This is a genomic window from Oceanisphaera sp. IT1-181, assembly GCF_033807535.1.
GTDB lineage: Bacteria > Pseudomonadota > Gammaproteobacteria > Enterobacterales > Aeromonadaceae > Oceanimonas.
The window spans coordinates 3,095,001-3,117,453 of sequence record NZ_CP136856.1; the positions used below are offsets into that span (position 1 = coordinate 3,095,001).

Annotated in this window: 15 protein-coding genes and 1 rRNA gene (1 of these 16 running past the window's edge); 5 read left to right on the plus strand and 11 right to left on the minus strand. The window is 51.5% G+C overall.

What is annotated here, in order from left to right:
* The 7 genes from R0134_RS13715 to R0134_RS13745 form a co-directional block, all read right to left on the minus strand.
* Positions 1-209: ribosomal RNA gene (locus R0134_RS13715) — 16S ribosomal RNA — on the minus strand; it reaches 1,334 nt to the left of the window's first position.
* A gap of 353 nt (positions 210-562) precedes the next feature.
* Positions 563-1,120: a D-glycero-beta-D-manno-heptose 1,7-bisphosphate 7-phosphatase gene (gene gmhB / locus R0134_RS13720; protein ID WP_319782514.1), complete on the minus strand. Its 558-nt coding sequence runs from the start codon at positions 1,118-1,120 to the stop codon at positions 563-565.
* Between the two features lie 67 nt (positions 1,121-1,187).
* Positions 1,188-2,333: an oligopeptide/dipeptide ABC transporter ATP-binding protein gene (locus tag R0134_RS13725; RefSeq protein WP_319782515.1), complete on the minus strand. Its 1,146-nt coding sequence runs from the start codon at positions 2,331-2,333 to the stop codon at positions 1,188-1,190.
* Positions 2,330-3,364 carry an ABC transporter ATP-binding protein gene (locus R0134_RS13730; RefSeq protein ID WP_319782517.1) on the minus strand — a complete coding sequence of 345 codons (1,035 nt, stop codon included), beginning with the start codon at positions 3,362-3,364 and terminating at the stop codon, positions 2,330-2,332. The genes R0134_RS13725 and R0134_RS13730 overlap by 4 nt, the downstream gene beginning before the upstream one ends.
* Positions 3,364-5,184, minus strand: coding sequence for an extracellular solute-binding protein (locus R0134_RS13735; RefSeq protein ID WP_413641407.1), 1,821 nt, complete (start codon positions 5,182-5,184; stop codon positions 3,364-3,366). Before R0134_RS13735 ends, R0134_RS13730 begins: the two co-directional genes overlap by 1 nt.
* 10 nt (positions 5,185-5,194) lie before the next feature.
* A complete protein-coding gene (locus R0134_RS13740) occupies positions 5,195-6,331 on the minus strand; it encodes an ABC transporter permease (RefSeq protein ID WP_319782519.1) in 1,137 nt (378 codons plus the stop codon).
* Positions 6,324-7,343: an ABC transporter permease subunit gene (locus R0134_RS13745; protein WP_319782521.1), complete on the minus strand. Its 1,020-nt coding sequence runs from the start codon at positions 7,341-7,343 to the stop codon at positions 6,324-6,326. The genes R0134_RS13740 and R0134_RS13745 overlap by 8 nt, the downstream gene beginning before the upstream one ends.
* Positions 7,344-7,584: 241 nt before the next feature.
* On the opposite strand from R0134_RS13745, the gene metN reads away from it, so the two are divergent.
* The 4 genes from metN to rfaH all read left to right on the plus strand — a co-directional run bounded on the left by metN (position 7,585) and on the right by rfaH (position 10,749).
* Entirely contained in the window at positions 7,585-8,628 is a 1,044-nt protein-coding gene (gene metN, locus R0134_RS13750) for a methionine ABC transporter ATP-binding protein MetN (protein WP_319782523.1), read from the plus strand.
* The gene (locus R0134_RS13755) at positions 8,609-9,262 is read left to right on the plus strand and encodes a methionine ABC transporter permease (protein WP_319782524.1); all 654 of its coding nucleotides are present in this window, start codon (positions 8,609-8,611) and stop codon (positions 9,260-9,262) included. The genes metN and R0134_RS13755 overlap by 20 nt, the downstream gene beginning before the upstream one ends.
* A gap of 16 nt (positions 9,263-9,278) precedes the next feature.
* Positions 9,279-10,115 carry a methionine ABC transporter substrate-binding lipoprotein MetQ gene (gene metQ / locus R0134_RS13760; protein WP_319782525.1) on the plus strand — a complete coding sequence of 279 codons (837 nt, stop codon included), beginning with the start codon at positions 9,279-9,281 and terminating at the stop codon, positions 10,113-10,115.
* Between the two features lie 124 nt (positions 10,116-10,239).
* Entirely contained in the window at positions 10,240-10,749 is a 510-nt protein-coding gene (gene rfaH, locus R0134_RS13765) for a transcription/translation regulatory transformer protein RfaH (RefSeq protein ID WP_319782526.1), read from the plus strand.
* Positions 10,750-10,946: 197 nt separating this feature from the next.
* Here the strand turns inward: rfaH and R0134_RS13770 are convergent, their stop codons facing one another.
* From R0134_RS13770 to arcB, 4 genes are all read right to left on the minus strand, one after another.
* Positions 10,947-11,939, minus strand: a complete 993-nt coding sequence (locus R0134_RS13770) for an IS110 family transposase (RefSeq protein ID WP_319781583.1) — start codon at positions 11,937-11,939, stop codon at positions 10,947-10,949.
* A gap of 445 nt (positions 11,940-12,384) precedes the next feature.
* Entirely contained in the window at positions 12,385-13,632 is a 1,248-nt protein-coding gene (locus R0134_RS13775) for an inverse autotransporter beta domain-containing protein (RefSeq protein ID WP_319782528.1), read from the minus strand.
* 220 nt (positions 13,633-13,852) lie between these two features.
* A complete protein-coding gene (dgt, locus tag R0134_RS13780; RefSeq protein WP_319782530.1) occupies positions 13,853-15,268 on the minus strand; it encodes a dGTPase in 1,416 nt (471 codons plus the stop codon).
* Positions 15,265-17,676, minus strand: a complete 2,412-nt coding sequence (gene arcB / locus R0134_RS13785) for an aerobic respiration two-component sensor histidine kinase ArcB (protein ID WP_319782532.1) — start codon at positions 17,674-17,676, stop codon at positions 15,265-15,267. Before arcB ends, dgt begins: the two co-directional genes overlap by 4 nt.
* 308 nt (positions 17,677-17,984) lie before the next feature.
* Here arcB and gltB point away from each other — a divergent pair, with 308 nt between their 5' ends.
* Positions 17,985-22,442, plus strand: coding sequence for a glutamate synthase large subunit (gltB, locus tag R0134_RS13790; RefSeq protein WP_319782533.1), 4,458 nt, complete (start codon positions 17,985-17,987; stop codon positions 22,440-22,442).
* Positions 22,443-22,453: the final 11 nt, after the last annotated feature.

Sequence of the window (22,453 nt, forward strand, 5' to 3'; positions counted from 1 at the left end):
AAGGTCCCCTCCTTTCCCCCGTAGGGCGTATGCGGTATTAGCCATCGTTTCCAATGGTTATCCCCCTCGACTGGGCAGATCCCCAAGCATTACTCACCCGTCCGCCGCTCGTCAGCAAAATAGCAAGCTATCTCCTGTTACCGCTCGACTTGCATGTGTTAGGCCTGCCGCCAGCGTTCAATCTGAGCCATGATCAAACTCTTCAATTAAAGACTTGATGCTCAATGAATTACTGATGTACTTCTATTTCTAGGTGCACTTCACAAGACATTGATAAACAATATTATTTTGTTCTCAACGTGCTGCTAAGTGCCCACACAGTTTGCTTGATAAATTGTTAAAGAGCGTGACCGTATCTCAGGTCAGGGATGCGTATTCTACGCATTCCTCAGTGTTCGTCAAGTGTTTGTTTCAAACTTAATTTCGTTTTCTGCAAACCCTTGTGACCGTGGACGCTTGCCCCGTGTCAGTGGTGCGCATTATAGGGAAGGCAGTTTTAAGCGCAACACCTTTTTCATCAAAAGTGGTTCAAGCGGTCAGCATTTAACCTATGTGCGCTAGATCACACCAAACTGGGCAGTTTTTCGGCAAATTCGACCAGCGATGGATACACGGCGCCCGCTAATGCTTCGCCTTCGGCCGTGATTTCTTTACCGGTGCGCACTAATACTAAGTTAGTTACGCCTGCGGCTTGGGCGGCTTGCAGGTCAGAAACTTTATCGCCCACCATATAAGAGGCGCTGGCATCTATATCCAGATCTGCAATCGCTTCTAAAAACATGCCTGGTGCAGGTTTACGGCACTGGCACGCTTGGGTGTTAGCCGTGGTGCCCTCTGTCGGGTGGTGAGGACAAAAGTAAATACCGTCGAGATCCACATCTTGATCCGCGAGTGACCAGTCCATCCATTCGGTTAAACGAATAAAGTCATTTTCGCTAAACAGGCCCCGCGCAATACCCGATTGATTGGTCACCACAACTAGCTGATAGCCTTTTTCTTTTAGCTGTTTCATGGCGCCGATCACGCCCTCAATAAAGACAAAGTTATCCCTAGTGGACACATAGCCGCTGTCTTGATTGATAACGCCATCTCGGTCGAGAAAAATTGCTGCTCTGCTCACGGGTACTTCCTATTGGTGATGAATAATGGTTTGAGGGATCGTTTAGAGGTATTGGCGATCAATAGCTCTATATAACAGGCGTAATAATATCACAGCTCTCCACATTCTGAGGTAAGCGTTCACCGCTCATGATCTCTCGATGAAAGTGACAGGCTACTTGATGCGCTTCGCCGCCAGATTGCTTTGTGTTTGATAAGGTTTGCGCCCCAAGAGTCGGTTCTGCTGGTAGTAAAAGCGGCACTTCACTGATGCAGCGCTCACCTACATATGGACAGCGGGTGCGAAAATGACAACCTGATGGCGGATTGGCCGGAGACGGCGGCTCGCCCTGTAACATAAGGGGCGCTTTGCGCCGTCTGGGATCGGGTTCTGGGATCGCGGCCAGCAAGGCTTGGGTATAAGGATGCAAGGCTTGGGCGTATAAGTCATCACTGGGCGCCAACTCGATAATGCGGCCCAAGTACATAACGGCGATATGATCGGAGATGTGCTTTACTACCGAAAGATTATGAGCAATAAACAAGATAGCCAGTTGGTACTCTTGCTGCAGCGAAAGCAACAAATTCAAAATCTGCGATTGTACCGAGACGTCTAGTGCGGACACGGCCTCATCACACACTAGCAATTTCGGTTTTAGCGCCATGGCGCGCGCGATACCGATGCGCTGTCGTTGGCCGCCAGAAAACTCGTGGGGATAACGATTGAGCGCCGAAACTGGCAAGCCGACCCGCTGCAATAATTCACCGGCCCACACTTGGCGCTCTTTCGCCGTGCCGAGCCCGTGAATAACAAACGGCTCTTGCAGGATAGTGGCTATAGTATGGCGACTATTTAGGGATTCTTGAGGGTCTTGAAACACCAGCTGCATTTGCTGGCGTAAAGGGCGCATTTGTCGCGCCGAGTAGTCGGTAATATCTTGACCATCGAAATGAATGCGGCCTGAGCTTGGCTGGTGCAGCTTCAGTAAGGCGCGCGCCAATGTCGACTTACCGCAGCCTGACTCACCCACCAGCCCGAGGGTTTTGCCGGCGGCCAAAGTAAAGCTAACGCCATCGACCGCATACAGGGTTTGGCCGCGACGCAATAAACCACCGCCCAAGGTGAAGTGCTGGCCCAAGTTTTCTAGTTGCAAGATCGGCTGCCCGGCTGATTCAGCTGCGACTGGCTCTGGTGCAACTTCCTGCACTTTCTCGATGCTTATGGCTTTGGTCATAATGCTAACTCCCGCCAATGATGACACCACACCGTATGCGTCGCCGCCACTTGCTCCACACTGGGTTGCTGTTGGCAAATGTCGGTTTGATAAGCGCACCGATTAGCAAACCGACAACCGCTTACCTGCTCTTCTATGCTAGGCACTTGGCCGGGAATGGTGGCCAAGATGGTTTTGCTGGGTTGGTCTAGCCGAGGGATGGAGGCTAGCAAGCCTTGGGTGTAAGGGTGGGCTGGCCTTTCATATAAGCTCAATACCGGTGCTTGCTCGGCGCTGCGCCCCGCATACATAACCAATACTTGGTCGCAAATTTGCGCCACTACGCCTAAATCATGAGTAATAAATAATACTGCCATGCCATTTTTCTGCTGCAAGGCTTTAATTAAATGCAGAATTTGCGCTTGAATGGTCACATCAAGCGCCGTGGTTGGCTCGTCACAAATTAATAAGTCCGGCTCACAGGCCAGCGCCATGGCAATCATCACCCGTTGGCGCATACCACCCGATAGCTGATGGGGATAAGCTTTGAGTCGCGCCTTAGCTTCGGGGATACCCACCTGTTGCAGCATCTCCATGGCTGCTTGCTGTTGCTCGCGCTTATTCATCTCTGGCCTGTGCAGTTGATAAACTTCCATCAACTGGCGACCCACGGTATGTACCGGATTAAGTGCCGTCATCGGCTCTTGAAAGATCATGGCGATTTTATTGCCACGCACTTGATAACGTTGTTCGGCAGTTAAGGTTAAGAGATCTTGCCCTTGAAACAAGGCTTGGCCGCCCACCACCTGGCCCGCCGGCTTTGGCAGCAGCCCCAGCAAGCTCAGGGCGGTGACGCTCTTGCCGCAACCGGACTCACCTACTAAGCCGAGGGTTTGGCCGGACAGCAAGCTAAAGCTCACATCGTCTACCACCCGAAACTCACCTTGTTCGGTAGTGAAGCTTACTGCCAGATGTTCAACTTGTAACAAGGGTTCCGTTGGCTTACCTCGTAGCAATGGCTCCGTTTTTTCAACTTGTAACAGGGCCTCCATTACTGCTCCTTATGCCGCCAAGTTTCATCTATCTCTAATACCGGATCAAAACGCACCTTGCCGGCTTTAATTTCTTTTTTCAGCGTCTCATCTATCCAAAACAAACCACCTGTGCTGTAAGGCGATCCTTCCATGGGCCAAAATAAGGACGGCGAATGACGACTGCCTTTGGTCTCGGGCAGGCGCACATAGCGCCAGTAGGCTTCACGCGTGTAAGGTACCTGATAGCCAGGAATAAAAATCGCCAGCTCATATACGCGACGCTGAATTTGGCGTGAGATATCGGCTTTATCGTCCAAGTCCATGGTGACGCGGTATTGCTCGATTAACGTATCAAGCTGGTCATCGGCAATATTAAACAGATTATTGGTTTGTGGTTTGTTGGCGTTAGCCGAGTGAAAAAATTCCCAATATTGAGGATATAAGCCACCCCCCGCCCAACCGAGCCAAGCAGCTTCATGCTTTTTCTCCAGCATGACTTTAAAACCACTGGCGCCATCCACCAAATTAAGCTGCAAGTCGAGTCCGGCTTTACGAGCTTCTTCGCGCAAGATAGCCAAGCGTGGCGTGTGCTCTTGAGTGGTATAAGTCACGGCTAAGCTAAGCACATCGCCCGCGCTATTGCGTAAAAATCCGCCGGGCCCTTGTTGGTCATACCCAGCCTCGGTAAACAACTCTCGGGCGCGCTTAATATCGTAATCGCGAGCATTAATGCCCGCATCGGTAAAGGCATCATAACCGGTACCAAAGGTATGCATGCGTTCATAATCACCACGCAATATAGTGTCGAGCATGCGTTGCATGTTCAGTGCGTGCGCCATGCCTTCGCGTACACGTAGGTCGCTTAAGCGCGGATGAGCAGTATTAAGGTGAAAGCCCTGGGCGCCTTGGGGCATGTCGTTATAAAACCAAATGCGGTTAATTAAGCCCTGTTTGTATTCTGGGGTATCGGTTTTATCGTGCCACCACTCCGGCAAAATCAGACCAAAGGTGTCGATATCGCCACGCAAAAAGTGGCGATAAGAGATATTAAGATCGCGGATCACGGTTAAGCGGATCACATCTGGGTTAAAGCGGTGCTGATAATACTTAAGATCATTGCCCCACCAATCATCGAGGCGCTTAAAGCTAATAGAGCGGCCGCGTTTTACATCGTCCATCACGTAAGCACCCGTTACCGGCGCTTGCGCCCAGTTATAGCTGCGCACCCAATCGTCGGTTAGCGTATAAAAATGTTTCGGCTCTGGCGTTAAGCCCACGGTATTGAGTAACTCCCGCTGACTTTTTTCACTGCCAGCTGTGACTGAAATCGTGTGCTCATCGAAGGCTGTGACATCGACAATTTCTTCGCTGAAGTAGTTGTTATACCAAGGGGCGCGGATCACCTCGGAGCGCATCATCTCGATGGTAAACAAGAAGTCGGCGCTGGTGACCGGCTTGCCATCAGACCAGCGCGCGGCCGGGTTGAGCTTGAAGTACATGGTTTTGTTGTCGTCGCCAAAGGCCCAATGAGTGGCCAAGCCGGGAATAGGATTTTGGGTGACGGGGTGCAGCGAATACAACCCCAACTGGTTTTCTAAGATAAAAGAGCGAAATGCGGTATTGGAGTCCGGCCCCACTGTGCGAAAGGTCAGCGGGAAACTCATCAAGCTGCTATTGAAAATCCCACCACGTTTGGCCTCAGGAGAGGCAAAGATAGGATCGTCATTATTAGTCTGCCAATCCAGCCCGCTGGGTAGCTCAGCGGCACTGACATTCATGCTGGCTACTAGCCCTAAGGCCAGCAACCAACCACCGAGCTGTCCGAATAATTTTTTCATGCTTCCCTGCCTATTCATAACGAGAAAAATGTTTGGGATCCAAGGCTTCACGAATCGCCTCGCCAATAAAAGATACGGTAATGAGCACCAAAGACACGGCCGTCACCACAGAGCCCACAATCCAAGGCGCATCTAAATGATTCACCCCTTGGCGCAATAACTCGCCCCAACTGGGGGTGGGCGGTGCTAAGCCAAAGCCCAGATAATCGAGTGCCGTGAGTAAAGAGATATTGGCGACCACGGTAAAGGGAGCCAGCGTCACTATCATCACCAAGGTATTAGGCAAAATATGGTGCACGATAATGCGCCACAGCCCAGCTCCTTGAGCCCGTGCCGCCAACACATAGTCGCGTACCTTTTCACGATAAGTAAGGGTGCGCATATACCAAGTAATGCCCATCCAGCCGAACAAGACGTTAATGCCGACAAACAGCATAAAATTGGGCTGGGTCAGCGATACCAAAATCATGATCACATACAAGAACGGCACCTGAGACCAGACTTCAATAAAGCGCTGAAAGAACAAATCAAACTTGCCCCCCACAAACCCCATGGCACAGCCCAAGAGCACGCCAATCACGTAGCTGGCGGTGAGCGCAATAAAAGCAAAACCCACCGCGGTGCGAAAGCCGTACACCAGTCGCGCTAAAATATCCCGGCCCGAGCTATCTGTGCCTAAATAATGGCTCTGCGCGGCACTGGGTGCCGAGGGCGGATAACCGTTGCCGCTGTAATCTTGCTCATAAGGACTCCAAGGCACGACGGGCAATAACACCCAGTTTTTTGACGGGCTGGCTGGCACTGGTGCTGCGTTAACTTGATCTACATTAGCTTGGTCTGTATTAGCTTGTTCTGCGCTCGCTTGCTCTGCATTGGCTTGTTCTGCAAATAGGGCTTTGAGCTCGCGATAGTTAGTTTCGTACTGATAACCTAAGCCAAAGGTATTGCCGGTGATCACGTCACCGTAACTGGGGAAATACAGCTGACCTTCATATTTAACGATTAAGGCGCGATTGCTGGCCCACAGCTCGGCGGTGACAGCCAGCACTACCATCAGCATAAATAAACAAAAGGCGTAATAACCACGGCGAATACCGCGAAAGCGGCGCCATTTTTTTACCGTGACGTCTGAGAATAAATTAGCCATCGAAACGCACCCTAGGATCCACTAGCGCCACGCAGATATCCGATAAAATATTACCCACTAACATCATCAAGGAGGTCACTGCCAAGATGCCCATCACCACCGGATAATCCCGCTCCACTATCGCCTCGTAACCCAGCAAGCCTAGACCATCGATATTAAAGATCACCTCGATTAAAAAAGAGCCGGCGAAGAACACCGAAATCACGTTACCGAAATGGCTGGCAATGGGGATCATGCTGTTGCGCAACGCATGGCGCGTTACCGCCTTATGAAACGGCAAGCCTTTGGCCACCGCAGTGCGCACATAATCGGCTGACAGGTTTTCCATTAGGCTGTTTTTCATGGTCATGGTCAGCACCGCAAAATCACCAATGGCATAGGCAATCAAGGGTAATAGTGCATGGTGGAATAGATTTAAGGTTTTCGGCCAAAAGCCTTCTAGGTAATAGAAGTCATCGCCAACGAAGCCACCCATGGGGAACCAACCCAGCTGAAACGAAAAAATCGTCAGTAAGAAAATGCCCACCACATAGGCGGGCAACGCATAACCGGCGTAAATCAGCATAGAAGTAATGCTGTCGAAGCGGCTGTTGTGTTTCAGCGCTTTGAGGATCCCTAAGGGGATGGAGATGAAATAACTGAGGAAGAAGGTACAGATACCAAAGAAGGCGGACACAGGTAGCCGCTCTTTAATAAGCTCCCACACCGGCAAGAAATAGCGGCTCGACTCACCCAAGTCTAATTGCACCAGTTTGGTCAGCCAATCGCGATAGGCTTCAAACACAGGTTTATCTAGGCCATAGAAGGCTTTAAGCTCGTCGATTTGCTCCGCCGAGAGCACCTGACTGCCGCGCGAGCTTTGGCTAAACTCGCTGCTTTGCATTTGGCTTTCCATTAGCATGCGCTCGACGGGCCCACCGGGGACGAAGCGAGTAATGGCAAACACCACTAAGGTAATTCCCAAAAAGGTCGGGATCAGCAGCAATAAACGCCGCAGAAAATACTGTGCCATTGTTTTCCTTAAATTCTTTCCCTGAAAGCGCGGAAATAACGCTATAAGCACCCTAGCCTATCTGGCTGCCGATAAGCAAGAAAGAGACGCGCCGCACCTTATGGTGAGCGATGAACATTTTGCGTTGACTCAGACATCCAGACGGCTTAGCATCAACTGTTATTGGTCATACTTTTGTGACTTGTCACTACCCTGTTCTGTTAAAGTAGTGAAAAACCTTACCGCAAAGGCTCATCCTCCGATGATCAAGCTAATGAATATCAGTAAGCGCTACGGCGACGGCAAACAGGCCGTGCATGCAGTGCGTAACATTAACCTGGCAGTGGCTGCGGGCCAAATTATGGGCGTGATCGGCGAGTCAGGCGCGGGCAAGAGCACGCTGATCCGTTGCGTGAATATGTTAGAGCGCCCCACCAGTGGCCAAATATTAGTCGACGGCCAAGATTTAACCCAGCTTAAAGAAAGTCAGCTGCCGGCGGCGCGGCGCAAGATCGGCATGATTTTTCAGCATTTTAATTTGTTGTCCTCTCGCACCGTGTTCGCCAATGTCGCCTTGCCATTAGAGCTGGCCGGCATGAATAAGGCTGACATTAAGCACAGAGTAACCGAGCTATTAGAGTTGGTGGGCTTAAGCCACAGAGCTAACGCCTACCCCAATGCGCTGTCGGGTGGTCAAAAACAGCGGGTGGCCATCGCACGCGCCTTGGCGCCTAAGCCTAAGGTATTGCTGTGTGATGAAGCTACCTCGGCGCTGGATCCTAATACTACGCAATCGATTCTAACGCTATTAAAAGACATTAACCGTAAGCTCGGTCTGACCATACTGTTGATCACCCATGAAATGCAGGTGGTGAAAACCATTTGTGACCGAGTGGCGATTATCAGCGACGGCGAGCTAATAGAAGAAGGCGAAGTGGCGTGGTTTTTTGCCAATGCTAAGACTGAGCTGGCGCGCCGCTTTATTGCCTCCACCATTAACTTGGCAGTTCCTGAGGATTATCAGCAGCGTTTGCAAGCGCAACCCTCGGCCGATAGCTTGCCGTTAGTGCGGCTGGGCTTTAGCGGCGAGACTGTGGATAGCCCACTGATTTCTATTTTGAGTCGTGAGCTTAATGTGGATGTCAGCATCTTAAGCGCCGACATGGAATACGCAGGCGGCGTTAAGTTTGGCTTTATGCTGGCGGAGCTGGATGGCAGCCAACAGCAAACACAGGCCGCACTGGCTTATCTTCAAGAACATAAAATTCAGGTAGAGGTACTCGGTTATGTCCGACGCCATGGTTAATTTGCTGTTATCAGCACTCTGGGAAACCTTATTGATGACCTTTGGCTCAGGGGTGATTGCCTGCTTATTAGGCATCCCTTTAGGCATAGCATTGCACGTCAGTAAGCCAGGACAAATTTGGCAAAATGCCATTTTTAATAAAGTGTTAGGTACTGTTATTAATATTGGGCGCTCGATTCCCTTTATTATCTTAATGGTGGCCATCATTCCCTTTACCCGCTTGGTGGCCGGCACCAGTATCGGTACCATGGCCGCCATAGTGCCCCTTACCGTGGCTGCCATTCCGTTTGTGGCCCGCTTAATGGAGGCGGCGTTAATGGAAGTGCCCGCAGGCCTAGTAGAAGCGGCGCAGGCCATGGGCGCTAAGCGCCTGCAAATTATTAGCAAAGTATTATTACCCGAAGCACTGCCCGGTATGCTTAATGGCGTCATTATCACGCTAGTGACCTTAGTGAACTACTCGGCCATGGCCGGTGCCATCGGTGGCGGTGGCTTGGGCGATGTGGGTATTCGCTACGGTTATCAACGCTTTGATGGGCAAATTATGCTGATTACTGTGGTGATGCTGGTGGTATTAGTGCAAATTATCCAAAGTGCCGGCGAACGCCTGGTTACTTATGTAGACCATCGTTGATTAAAAGGAATAACCGATGAAATTAGGTTTTAAAGCTCTGACTACCGTGAGTGTATTAGCGTCTGCTTTGGCGTTAGCTGGCTGTGGTGAGCAAGCTAAAGACTCGGCTACCGCCGAACAAGCCGCAGCAGCTAAACCGCTGCGCTTAGGCGTGATTGCCGGAGCTGAAGAGCAAGTGGCAGAAGTGGCCGTTAAGGTCGCTAAAGAAAAGTACGATCTTGATGTAGAGCTGGTTGCTTTTAGCGACTATGTAACGCCTAACGTGGCCTTGAGCGATGGCAGCTTAGACATTAATGCCTTTCAGCATCAGCCTTATCTCGACAAGCAAATCGCCGACCGTGGCTATGAGCTAGTGGCCGTAGGTAAAACTTTCGTCTACCCGATTGCTGCTTACTCAAAAGTGATTAAGACCCTGGATGAGTTAGAAGATGGCGCCAAGGTAGCCGTGCCGAACGACCCGACTAACTTGGGCCGTACTTTGCTGCTGTTAGAGCAACAAGGACTGATTGAAGTGGATGATGCGGTAGGCTTAGAAGCCACTCCTTTAAACATCACAGCTAACCCAAAAAATCTGAAGATCATCGAGCTAGAAGCACCGCAGTTGCCTCGCTCACTGGATGATGTGGCGTTTGCCGTGATCAACACCACTTATGCTTCACAAATCGACTTACTGCCTGAGCGTGACGGTTTATTTGTAGAAGATAAAGACTCCCCTTACGCCAACCTGATTGTCGCTCGCAAAGACAACCAGGATGATGAGCGCATCCAGACCTTTGTTAAGGCTTATCAGAGCGATGAAGTCTATGAAGCAGCTAAAGAGCTGTTTAAAGGCGGCGTCGTTAAAGGCTGGTAGTGAAAGGCTGGTAGTGAAAAACTGGTAAATTATTTTTAAACCGAGTTAAAGGTCACGGCTTGCCGTGGCCTTTTTTCATGATACTGTCATTATTATCCGCAACTCGAATTGATAGAGGCCTAGGATGCAGAAATGGTACGTGGCGCAGTGTCGCCCCCGTGAAGAAGAGCGGGCCTTACAGAATCTCAACAATCAGGGCATAGAAGCTTTTTACCCCTATGCGGAGGTAAAAAAGCGTGTCAGCCGTAAGCTAGTAACGCGCGTAGAGGCCTTATTTCCCGGCTATATTTTCGTGCTTGCCGATCTGGAGATAGTCAGCTCAACCACCATAGGCTCCACGCGCGGCGTGCGCAGCTTAGTCCGCTTTGGTGGCGGCCCCTGCGAAGTGCCGAGCGAATTGGTTTATGACTTAATGGCCCATTGCGACAGCGATGCGCTCAGAGATAAGTTAAGCGATGTGCCCAAAGCCGGTGAGCGAGTACTGATCGAGCAAGGTCCTTTTGCGGGGCTAGAAGCGATTTACTTAGAAGCCGACGGCGACATGCGCGCCATCTTGTTACTCTCTTTGTTACAGAAAGAAACCTCCACCAGTTTTGGCAACGAAGAGTTTTCTCGATTATCTAAGAACTCGTGAATGGTGAGGCGTGAAGAGTAAAGAGTAAAATCCATGCCCAAAAATTAGGTGCCTGGCACCTCACACTTTACTCATCACACCTCCAGGCTTCCTTATTACCCATAATGTTCAGCCATATCTCAATAATTTTTCATAAATAAATTCAATTGGTTACAGAGTGGTGCATGTCTATTCTCTTGTAGATACTCTGTTGGACGTCAAGATTTTATATGCTGTTCACTGAACAATAACGTCGAATCAAACGGCGTTTCTGTCTTCATACAGGCCCACAAGCCAGTGAGATATTTTCTCATTATCGCGCACTGAGCCTGTATCTTTTTCTTGCCACGTGAGACCAACGCCTCTGAAAATGCTTTGGCCCTGACGTCGTGCTGAGCTGCACACATCGCTGGCATATATAATGCCGAGCGAAGGTACGCATTACCTGCTTTACTGAGCCGTGCAGGTCGGTTAACACTTGTTCCTGACTGCGTGAGACGCACATCAAGCCCTGCAAATCGACTAACTTGTGGCGCTTTTAAATCCTTAGGTAGGACGCATAATTCAGCCAACACAATGAGTGCTGTTGCCCTTCCTACGCCCTTCGCAGCAGACATATTCTTTAAATGCAGAGAAAGTATTTCTGACTCTGCAATTAACGCGAGGGCGGCCTGCGTCAGACGGTCAATACGCCGGCTTAGCATATCAATCCCGTCCTCCTCATCCTCGATTATCATCGGCATCGTTGCCTGTTTGGCTTGCAACGCATGCAACCGGTTCTTCGCTTGGGTGCGTGTACCAGTGAGGCGGTTAATCTGCCTACCGATGTCCCGCAGGCCAAGGTGGCTCTCGCTTGGTGGTGTCCAGAGTCGAGGCTCCATACGCTCACCGTACTCAGCCAACAGGGCCGAGTCGATACCATCGGTCTTGCTTCCCGTCAGCTTAAGCGTAGCAAAGTGATGGAAGCTTTTGGGGTTAATAACGGCGACGGGTAATCCTGCTTTTACCAAGGCGACGGCCAAGTCAAAATAGTAAATTCCCGTCGCTTCCATCACGATAAGAGAAGCCGTTTTAGCCAGGAGTCGTTTGACTGCTTTGGCGTGCCCTTGGGGTGTTTGTTTGAACTGCTCAACTTTAGATGACCGACCATTACTTCTCATCACGAGGTCAAATGTTTTAGCTGCAATATCAATCCCCACAAAGACGTTCATGGCCTTTCCTTTAAGCAATGGTTTGTTAGATAATGGTCACTGGTTCCTCGACCTCGTACTTTATGCAACCTCAACCTTGTGATGCGAAGTCCGATTCTTATCGGCTTCCTGATACTCTTCGAGCTTTGCAATGAGGCGGGGAGCCAATCTACAAACGAGGTCAGTAAATACTGCCTCCAGGTGCCAACGGCTTCCCCAGTAACTGTTAAATACTCTATCAATTCATCTGACTTAAACATACAAGGAGCCAATTTATTCGGCTCGGTTTGATGTTTTGCTTTAAATCTAAACCTCAGTAACAGCCAGCAAAGCTGGCCAGCCGAATGAATTGGCTGCTACAAAACCCAGACCATTTGGCCTTGGAGCCAGACTGGCAGCTACAAAAGAACAAACCGAAACAGGGCGCATAATGGCTGAGGTTCATAAGTAATTAGGCAAGGCTTTATCATTTTTGCTCTAACACCAGCACTTGATGATGTTGTAACGGCTGATAATGGCGATAATCTGCTTGCTGCAAGACACTTTTCCACCACAGTCCGGGCTCCAATCCTAAAGGCAGTTCAACCCCCAAGCGCAGCCGCGACTCAAACTTACCCTTACTGTTACTAAGTAAGGAGCTTTGCAGGCGCAGGATCTGCCAAGGCGTATAGTTTAATGACCATTGTCTCGACATGGGGGCCTTGTATTTATCGCCACTGCCATAAAGATTAAGCCGTTGCCCTTGCCACTGATAATACTGGCTCGACACACTTAAGCCCGGCACCCAACCTAAGCGCCCTTCTCCAAATACCACTTGCCCCGCTGCGGCTCTTTCTGATCGCCCCTCTTGCTGCTGCCAGCCAGATAACGGCTGGTACTGACCCGCACCGAGTGTCCAGTCGGGTTCGGCTAAATAGAGTAATACGCCGCCTCTTTGGTGATCCCAGCTCGCCTGATAATCCAGCACTGGCTCTAGGTGTGCATGGATGTTGCCACCCAGTTCACGCTCTATATTCAGCCCTGCCTGATAAGTAAGCCGTTGATCCCGATAGTCGACGCCGACTTCGCCTTGCAGCTGATTGCCGAGCGGCAGCGCCAAACTGCTATTAAATAGCAGCTCCTTATCAAATAACGGCAGCTGATAATCCCAGCTCCAATACTCAGGGCTCAACCATAACCAGTCACTCAACTGCTGGGAGCCTAACGACAAAGTGCTATCGGCCAAGCTGCTGCTGTGCTGCTCCACAAATTTATCTAATTTATGATTCGCCGCCGCTTGCGCAGCACTCGCCAGCGTTAACTTAAGTTGTGCCGTTTTCGGGGCCAGCGTGGGATCCGGCGGCCCTAATCGGGGTAAATTGTCATCACGCTGGGCCTTAGATAACGCCGCTTGCTCTGAGCCAACTGCTACTGATGCTGCGGGTGCCGTGGATTCAGGGTGAGTGCGATCTTGAGTCGGTTTACTTGGCAAAGCAGAGGCAGAAGCTGACTGAGCTAAAGCAGTGATTTTAGTTTCAAAAGCCGTGTCAGTTTGGGAAAGAGTGGCATAAGTCGCGGTGGTGTCTGAATTGGGCACCCAAATCCAGTCGCCCGGCGTTAGCGGCGTCATAAAACGCGCTTGGTTGTAGTGCAGGCGCAATTGACGCTCGGTTAATTGATGTTGCTTCGCAACCAAGCGCCACGTTTCGCCCGCCGCCACCTGATGCATCACCATGAGGGCCCCTGCGGCTTGACTACTAAGGCTTGTGCCCAGTAAGCAAGCGCACAGCACACCGCTTAACTGTCGCCAAGGTGGTTGATAGGCAAGCTTAAGCACTGTGATTGGGGGTGAGCGCTTCTTCATTAGTAATACTCAGCTCCGCCTGATGCTGGCCGTATAAATATGGCCCGGATGGGTTAAGTGCTGGGTAATAAGGTTAACCCTGAACACCGCGCTAGTCTTGGAAACCACATAACAGTCGATATTCTTCCAGCACATAGGTGTCTGTCATGCCGCTGACAAAATCCAGCAATAAGCGCACCCTAAAGTACCATTCACGCTCAGCAGCCTGTTCAAACAATAGCGCATGCTGGCTATCCCGCTGATAAGCCGCCAAATGGCGCGGAGGCAGCCGATGGTATAAGCGGCGCAGTAATAAACCTTCCGCATCTTGCCGACGCCCAAGGCTAGTAAATTCAGACTCAGGCAAGGCTAATAACGGGGCAAATGCGCCTAAAATGCCTTTGAGTGCGGAAAATCCCGCCAGCTCCAGTGCCTCAACTTCACGATGGTTAAACACTTGTCGATGCGCAAAATCTTTGAGCCACTGCAAAGCCTGAGCGGGAGCTTGCTCCACCGCGAGCAAGGGCTGGTCATGACTGCCATCTAAAATCGCCGCTTGATGCACTAAGTATTGCTCGCTCACTAACACCAGTAAGTCATCATTAAGCGTTTGACGAAAACGACTGAAAAAACCCGGCTCGGCCGCTTTAGCTTGGCGCCAGCACGCTTGCAGATAGTCATTACCGTCACGCGAAATGGCCAGCTCTAGTTCCACAAGGCTGAGCACACCTCTGTCTACTGCATCTTCTAAATCTGCCACGCCGTAGGCCATGTCATCGGCGGCTTCCATTAAAAACGCCAGCGGATAGCGCCCACGTGTGGTGCTGGGAAACAGCGCTCTGATCTCTTGTACCAGCGGCCGTTCACTAAAGTAGTGGCCGGGCTTTTGTTGCCAAGGGCGCTTTTTTCCATCTTGAGCTTGGCCTTGGCGCTGATAGGCGCCGCGCACGTATTTTTGCAAGGCCGCGAGCTGGCTTAGGGTAAGATTTAAGCCCTGTAAACTGTGCAATAAGCGCAAACTCTGGGCATTGCCTTCAAACTGCTGTAAGTCCGCCAGCAACATCGGCCATTGCCGCGAGCCTTGGCCCACCGCTTGTGCAAACAGGCTCGGCAATTGGGTGCGCAACCAGTCGATCATCACCACTTCGCCAAAATGGCCAAAAGGTGGGTTGCCCACATCGTGCAGCAAACATGCCATTTCCACTAAGCTGACAAAGGCTTGTTTATCGACCACCTCGTCCATATCAGCCAATACCTGTAACGCCAGCTGGCGACCGGTTTCTTTCACCTCCAACGAGTGCGTTAAGCGGCTGCGCACCGAGGCTTTCACGTCCAGCGGAAACACCTGCGTTTTTTGCTGTAAGCGGCGTACCGGAGAGCATTGCACAATTCGACTGCGATCTGCCTCTATCGCACTTAAGGCCGACTCTTTTTTTACCTCAAGTCTCGTACCTGGCGTCGTCTCAGACAGAGCACCTGGCAAACTGTGCTGGCGATTACTTAAAATAAAGGCCTGATAATCACTCATACGCGGCTCTCTAGCCACTGGCGTAACACGGCCAAATCACCGGGTAAATCATGATTTAACTGCTGGCTCCAGCCCGCCATTTCTTGCCACCAATCCGGATGCTCCGGGCTTTGGATCAGTTGAGCCAATTGCTGAATACGCTTTAAGCCCACTGAACCCGCCGCCCCTTTAATCTTGTGGGCCTCGTCCACGATTTGGTCTTGCGCTTTCGCGGCCACAAACTCATTGAGTTTACGCAGATAATCGCTAGACATGTCGTCAAGCATATCAACGCTCGACAACAAAATACGCGCACCCACAGTGTCTACATAATCGTTAAGAAACACGCTGTCCAAAATAATGCTTTCATCATTATTAATTGCAGGCACTGCAGGCGGCGCGATTGTCGTAGGTAGGGCTATCTTGGGAGGGTCTATCGTGGGCGGCGTCGGCGTTGAGGCCAGTAAACGGTCGCGATTGCTGACTCTGGGCTTATGGGCAAAAAATCGTGACAGCACGCCTTTAATGGCCTTAGACGACAAGGGTTTGCTAATGGCATCGTCCATGCCTTTGGCCAAATATTCTTGTTTATCGCTGATCACATTGGCGGTGAGCGCCACTAAAGGTGGCAAGCTGTGGCCTTGCTCTTGAGCTTCTTTACGCAGGCGCGCGGCGATATCAAAGCCAGTCATGTCTGGCAGCTGAATATCTAAAAACACCAAGTCAAAAGACTGCTCTGCCAAGCAGTCAAAGGCTTGTTTACCGTCTCGCGCCACCGTCACTTGATGGCCCAGCTTCTCTAACAACGCACAAGCCACGGTGACGTTTAGCTCCACATCTTCTACTAACAACACTGACAAACAAGGCAGATGCGCCACTACCGGATCGTCCACTGGCGCCGAGGTTCTGGGCACCTTGATGGTGATGCTAAAGCAGGAGCCTTCGTTGGGTTCGCTGTCGAGTTCAATGGTGCCGCGCATGGCTTCCACCAACTGCTTGGACACCGCCAAGCCAATGCCGGTACCGGTGGCGTATTTATCACCTTCCACCTGAAAGTAGAGGGCAAATATTTCCTCCTGCAGCGCTAGCGGAATACCGATACCGGTGTCTTCAATATCGAAGCGCAGGGTAATTTCGCCCACCATTAGCTCATCGGCCATGCAACGAATAGTCACGCCGCCCTCATCGGTAAACTTCACCGCATTGCCGACCAGATTCCACAACACTTGGCGCAGGCGCGTACCATCGGCCATGATCCAGTCGGGAATATCACCGTCGCGGTCAAAGTGTAAATACAGGCCTTTTTGCTCGGCCTGCAAGCGGGCCAAGCTTTCTAAATCGTCGAGAAAGCCAGGGAAGTCCATGGGCTCGGGCGCCAGCTCTAAACGGCTGCGATCAATTTTATCCAAATCTATAATATCGTTAAAAATATTACCCAAGGTAACGGCGCTAAAGTGAATGGTTTTCATATGCTGGTGCTGTGCTTTGTCTAACTTGGTGGCCAGCAAAATACGGCTTAAGCCCACAATGCCATTTAAGGGCGTGCGCAACTCGTGGCTAATGGTGGAGATAAAAGTGGTTTTATCACGGCTGGCTTTTTCTAACTCTTCTTGATAGCGCTTGCGCTCGGTAATATCCCGACCAAAGCCCAATAAACCGAGGCGCTGACCGTTGCGATCAAAAAACGGCACCTTGCGCAACTCAAAGCAAGCGCGGCGGCTATCGGGATATTGCAGCCACTGTTCATAAGTTTGACTTTCGTTGCGGGCAAACACTTCTTTATCGGTTTCGATCACTTTTTCGGCCACATCCGCCGGATAAACATCATAGGGCGTTAAACCAATGAGCTCTTTTTCTTGCTTACCGAGTAAGTTTTCCATGGCGCGGTTACAACCGGAAAACTCTTCTCGCTCGTTGCGGTAATACACCAAATCTGGCGAGGTATCGATAAAGGAGCGCAATAAAGCCATGCGCTCTTGAGACTCCATTTGTGCCTTTTCGCGTTGATAGACTTCCGCTTCTAAATCTTCGATGGCCTGATCGCGGCCGGTTTCTGCCTTGTGGGTTTCTTCTATTTGGCAATTCAGCAGTTCGATTTTTTCTTGCAGCTCATTGTTCAGCTCCAAGTCACGCTCACGCATCTGTTGCAGTCGCTGCACCAGCCTACTCAAGCGCTGGCGCGAGTCTTCCAGCTGATCCACCACCACAGATAAAAAATACACGGCCCAAGGGGTGACTAATAAGCCAAAGAATATCGAGCGCACTAAGTCCACCGACTCCACGTTGCCGCGTAAAAATAGCGTGACGCCCACTTGGATAAAAATAGCCAGAAAGATAATGCAGGTGGCCAGCAGCATGCTAAAACGCACTATGCCCAGTTTGGTCATCAAATCTACGTAATACTGGGCCCAAGTTTTTATGGGTTTCATTTATGTTTCCGTCAGCATTGATATAAAAGTAGGATACCGACTTAACCCTACACTGTCATGCCGTTGATCCCCCTCAAGGCGCTAAATAATCTCGGTATAGTGACCTCCCGCAATGGAGCCAATCGTTTTGAATATAAGGCCTGCTATTGGCCGTTTAATAAGCGATAACGCATCAAATTGGTATTTTTCGACTATAAAAACCGCTATATTTTGTAAGCTAGCTGCTAAAAAGCCATGCTGCTTCATCCGCATAGTGATTAAGTGTAATGGTGCACTCGTCATAGTGGCCGCTGCAATGGAGGAATGGAATGTCTCTTTATGACCCCACGCTTGAAAAGGATAACTGTGGTTTTGGCCTGATCGCTCATATAGAGGGTGAGGCCAGCCATAAGCTGGTTCGGCTTGCCATTTCGGCGCTCGATCGCATGCAGCATAGAGGCGGTATTGCCGCCGATGGTAAAACCGGCGACGGTTGCGGCCTGTTAATGCAAAAGCCCGATAGTTTCTTTCGCGCCGTCGCCAAAGACAAAAACTGGCAGCTGGGTCGTAAATATGCAGTGGGCATGATGTTTCTTAATCCAGACCCAGTGCTGGCCGAGCAATGCCGGCGCATCGTTAATGAAGAGCTAGAAAAAGAAACCTTAAGCCTAGTGGGCTGGCGAGCAGTGCCGATTAACACTCAGGTGCTGGGCGAGATCGCCATGGCATCCTTACCCCGTATCGAGCAGGTATTTATTAACGCGCCCACCGGCTGGGTAGAAAAAGACATTGAACGTCGCCTGTATATCATGCGTCGGCGTATTGAAAAGCGCATTAGTGACGAGTACTTCTATGTGGTCAGCCTGTCTAATCTGGTGATGACCTACAAGGGCCTGTGCATGCCCGCCGACTTGCCCCGCTTCTATTTAGACCTTGCAGATATTCGCCTGCAGTCGGCAATTTGTGTGTTTCACCAGCGCTTCTCCACTAATACCCAGCCGCGCTGGCCGCTGGCCCAGCCGTTCCGCTTTCTTGCTCATAACGGCGAAATCAATACCATAGGCGGCAACCGCCGCTGGGCTCAGGCGCGTGCCTACAAATTTGGCTCGCCATTACTGCCAGACCTCAAAGAAGCGGCACCTTTCGTTAATACCGACGGATCCGACTCCTCCAGCCTGGACAATATGTTAGAGCTGTTCTTGGCCGGTGGCATGGACTTGTTCCGTGCCATGCGCATGCTGATCCCACCCGCTTGGCAAAAAAATACCGCCATGGATCAAGACTTGCGCGCCTTCTACGATTTTAACTCCATGCATATGGAGCCTTGGGACGGCCCCGCCGGCATAGTGATGTCTGACGGTCGCTTCGCCGCCTGCGCTCTGGATCGCAACGGCCTGCGCCCGGCGCGTTTTGTGCGCACTAAAGACGGTTTTATTACTCTGGCCTCGGAAATTGGCATCTGGGACTACACCCCAGACGAGGTAATCGAAAAAGGCCGCGTGGGCCCGGGCGAGCTATTCGTGGTCGATACCGCTCAAGGCAAGATCTGGACCAGCTTCGAGATTGATGACGACCTTAAGTGTCGCCACCCTTATCAAGAGTGGATGGCCAAGCACAAACATTGCCTCACCCGCTTCGAGGATTTACCCGACAATCTGGCCGGCCAGAGCCAACTGAACGTCGATACCCTGCGCACTTATCAAAAGCTGTTCGGCTACTCGATGGAAGAGCTAGAGCAGGTGATCCGAGTGATGGGTGAAAATGGTCAAGAAGCGGTCGGCTCCATGGGTGATGACACCCCCATGGCGGTGTTGTCTAGCAAGCCACGCTCTCTTTATGACTACTTTCGTCAAATGTTTGCTCAGGTGACTAACCCGCCCATCGACTCGTTGCGGGAAAATCACGTGATGTCGCTGACTACCTTGATCGGTCGCGAGCAAAACGTCTTTAACGAAACTCATGGTCACGCTCATAGAGTGCAGTTTGAATCACCCATTTTGCTGTATTCCGATTTTCATCAGCTAATGAGTTTGGATCAAACCCACCATAAGCACACAGTGCTGGATCTGAATTTTGATCCCGCAGAAGGCCTGCAAGCCGCCATTACCCGCCTGTGTAACAACGCTAAGGCCGCCGCTGAAACCGGTAGCGTATTGCTGGTGCTGAGCGACCGTAATATCACTAAAGACACCTTGCCGATACCTGCTGCCATGGCCGCCGGTGCCGTGCAGCGCACGCTGGTCGAACACAACCTGCGTTGTGACTCCAACATCATAGTAGAAACCGCCAGTACCCGAGATCCCCATCAGTTTGCGGTGTTGCTTGGGTTTGGTGTCACCGCCATCTATCCCTATTTAGCTTATGAAACGCTGGCGCGCATGGTGGAAGACGGCGTGCTCAAGATGCCGCTGCGCGAGGCGCTGCTTAATTTTCGCAACGCCATTAATAAGGGCCTGTACAAAGTCATGTCCAAGATGGGCATCAGCACTATCGCCTCTTACCGTTACTCCCAACTGTTCGAAGCCATTGGCCTGCATCAGGAAGTGATTGAGCTGTGCTTTAAAGGGGTGACCAGCCGCGTGCAAGGCGCATCTTTCGAGGACTTTCAACAGGATTTATTCAACCTGAGCCGAGTGGCCTGGATTGCTCGCAAACCCCTTAATCAGGGTGGGCTGCTCAAGTATGTACACGATGGCGAGTACCACAGCTATAACCCAGATGTAGTCACCACCCTGCACACCGCGGTGCGATCCGGCAGCTATGCTGACTATCAGGTATACGCCAAGCTGGTGAATGAGCGCCCAGTGGCCACGCTGCGCGACTTGCTCGCGCTTAAAGTAAATGGCTCAGGCATACCGCTGGAGCAAGTAGAGCCAGCCAGTGAGCTGTTCCCCCGTTTTGACAGTGCGGCTATGTCCATCGGCGCCTTGGGCCCAGAGGCTCATGAGTCATTGGCCATCGCCATGAACCGTCTTGGCGGCAAGAGTAACTCCGGTGAAGGCGGTGAAGACGCACGACGCTTTAATACCTTGAAGAACTCCAAGATAAAACAGGTGGCTTCCGGTCGTTTTGGGGTCACGCCTCACTACTTGATGAACGCCGAAGTGATTCAGATCAAAATAGCTCAGGGTGCCAAGCCCGGCGAAGGCGGCCAGCTGCCCGGCCACAAGGTAACCGCCGAAATTGCCAAGCTGCGCTACGCGGTGCCCGGCGTGACGCTGATTTCACCGCCGCCACACCACGATATTTATTCCATCGAGGATTTGGCCCAGCTGATCTTCGATATCAAGCAGATTAATCCCCGTTGTTTGGTCTCGGTCAAGCTGGTCTCCGAACCCGGTGTCGGCACCATCGCCACCGGTGTGGCCAAGGCCTATGCGGATTTGATCACCATCTCTGGTTACGATGGCGGCACTGGCGCCAGTCCGCTGTCTTCGGTTAAGTATGCCGGCTCCCCTTGGGAGCTGGGGCTGGCCGAAACCCAGCAGGCGCTGGTGGCCAACGGCCTGCGCCACAAGATACGACTGCAGGTAGACGGCGGCCTGAAAACCGGTCTGGATATCGTTAAGGCGGCAATTTTGGGTGCCGAGAGCTTCGGCTTTGGTACCGGCCCCATGGTCGCCCTGGGTTGCAAATATCTGCGTATTTGTCATCTGAATAACTGCGCCACCGGCGTGGCCACTCAGGATGAAAAGCTGCGCCGCGACCACTTCCTTGGTCTGCCCGAAATGGTAGAGAACTACTTCAAGTTCATTGCCGAAGAAACCCGCGAGTTAATGGCACAACTGGGCGTGTCTCAGTTGACGGATTTGATTGGCCGCACCGATCTACTGGAAATACTGCCGGGCCTAACCGCCAAACAGCAGAAACTGGACTTGTCTGACATCATTGCCAAACCCCAACCCAAGTCTGGCTTGGGTGTGTTCTGTCAGGAAGCTAACCCCAATGTCGACAAGGGCGAGCTTAACCTGAAGATCACTCAAGACACCCTGAGTGCGGTGGAAACCAGCAGCGGTGGCGACTTCTATTACTCCATTCGTAATACCGACCGCTCGGTGGGCGCACGCCTATCTGGCGAAATCGCCCAGCGTCACGGTAACCAAGGCATGGCGGCGGATCCGATTCGTATCCATCTGGATGGTACCGCCGGCCAGAGTTTTGGGGTCTGGAACGCCGGTGGTCTAGATATGATCCTCACCGGTGATGCCAACGATTACGTCGGCAAGGGCATGACCGGCGGCAAACTGGTGATCAAGTCTCATGTGGGCGTGGCATTCGCCTCCCATGAGGCCACTTTGGTGGGTAACACTTGCCTCTATGGCGCCACCGGTGGCCATCTGTACGTGGCGGGCCGTGCCGGTGAACGATTCGCGGTGCGTAACTCCGGCACCATAGCCGTGGTAGAAGGCGTGGGCGACAACGGTTGCGAATACATGACCAGCGGCATAGTGACAGTGCTAGGCTCCACCGGCGTTAACTTTGCTGCCGGCATGACCGGCGGTTTTGCCTATGTGCTGGATGAAGCGAACGACTTCGAGCTGAAAACCAACTTTGAGCTGGTGGAATTGCTGGAGCTGGATGACTTGATGATCCATCAGGAACACCTGCGCGGCATCATTACTCAGCATCTGCAAGAAACCGGCAGTCAAAGAGCACAGCAAATTCTGGCTAATTTCGGCCAGTACTTGCCCAAGTTCAAGTTGGTGAAACCCAAATCCAGTGATGTGACTTCTTTGTTGGGTCATCAAAGCCGTTCCAGCGCAGAGCTGCGGGTCCATGCACAGTAAAGGAAGAGTGT

Bases quoted from the DNA above. Each gene is read 5' to 3' on its own strand.
- R0134_RS13725 (WP_319782515.1), bottom strand. From the start codon at position 2,333: ATGACCAAAGCCATAAGCATCGAGAAAGTGCAGGAAGTTGCACCAGAG.
- R0134_RS13730 (WP_319782517.1), bottom strand. From the start codon at position 3,364: ATGGAGGCCCTGTTACAAGTTGAAAAAACGGAGCCATTGCTACGAGGT.
- R0134_RS13735 (WP_413641407.1), bottom strand. From the start codon at position 5,184: ATGAAAAAATTATTCGGACAGCTCGGTGGTTGGTTGCTGGCCTTAGGG.
- R0134_RS13740 (WP_319782519.1), bottom strand. From the start codon at position 6,331: ATGGCTAATTTATTCTCAGACGTCACGGTAAAAAAATGGCGCCGCTTT.
- R0134_RS13745 (WP_319782521.1), bottom strand. From the start codon at position 7,343: ATGGCACAGTATTTTCTGCGGCGTTTATTGCTGCTGATCCCGACCTTT.
- metN (WP_319782523.1), top strand. From the start codon at position 7,585: ATGATCAAGCTAATGAATATCAGTAAGCGCTACGGCGACGGCAAACAG.
- R0134_RS13755 (WP_319782524.1), top strand. From the start codon at position 8,609: ATGTCCGACGCCATGGTTAATTTGCTGTTATCAGCACTCTGGGAAACC.
- metQ (WP_319782525.1), top strand. From the start codon at position 9,279: ATGAAATTAGGTTTTAAAGCTCTGACTACCGTGAGTGTATTAGCGTCT.
- rfaH (WP_319782526.1), top strand. From the start codon at position 10,240: ATGCAGAAATGGTACGTGGCGCAGTGTCGCCCCCGTGAAGAAGAGCGG.
- R0134_RS13770 (WP_319781583.1), bottom strand. From the start codon at position 11,939: ATGAACGTCTTTGTGGGGATTGATATTGCAGCTAAAACATTTGACCTC.
- R0134_RS13775 (WP_319782528.1), bottom strand. From the start codon at position 13,632: ATGGTGATGCATCAGGTGGCGGCGGGCGAAACGTGGCGCTTGGTTGCG.
- dgt (WP_319782530.1), bottom strand. From the start codon at position 15,268: ATGAGTGATTATCAGGCCTTTATTTTAAGTAATCGCCAGCACAGTTTG.
- arcB (WP_319782532.1), bottom strand. From the start codon at position 17,676: ATGAAACCCATAAAAACTTGGGCCCAGTATTACGTAGATTTGATGACC.
- gltB (WP_319782533.1), top strand. From the start codon at position 17,985: ATGTCTCTTTATGACCCCACGCTTGAAAAGGATAACTGTGGTTTTGGC.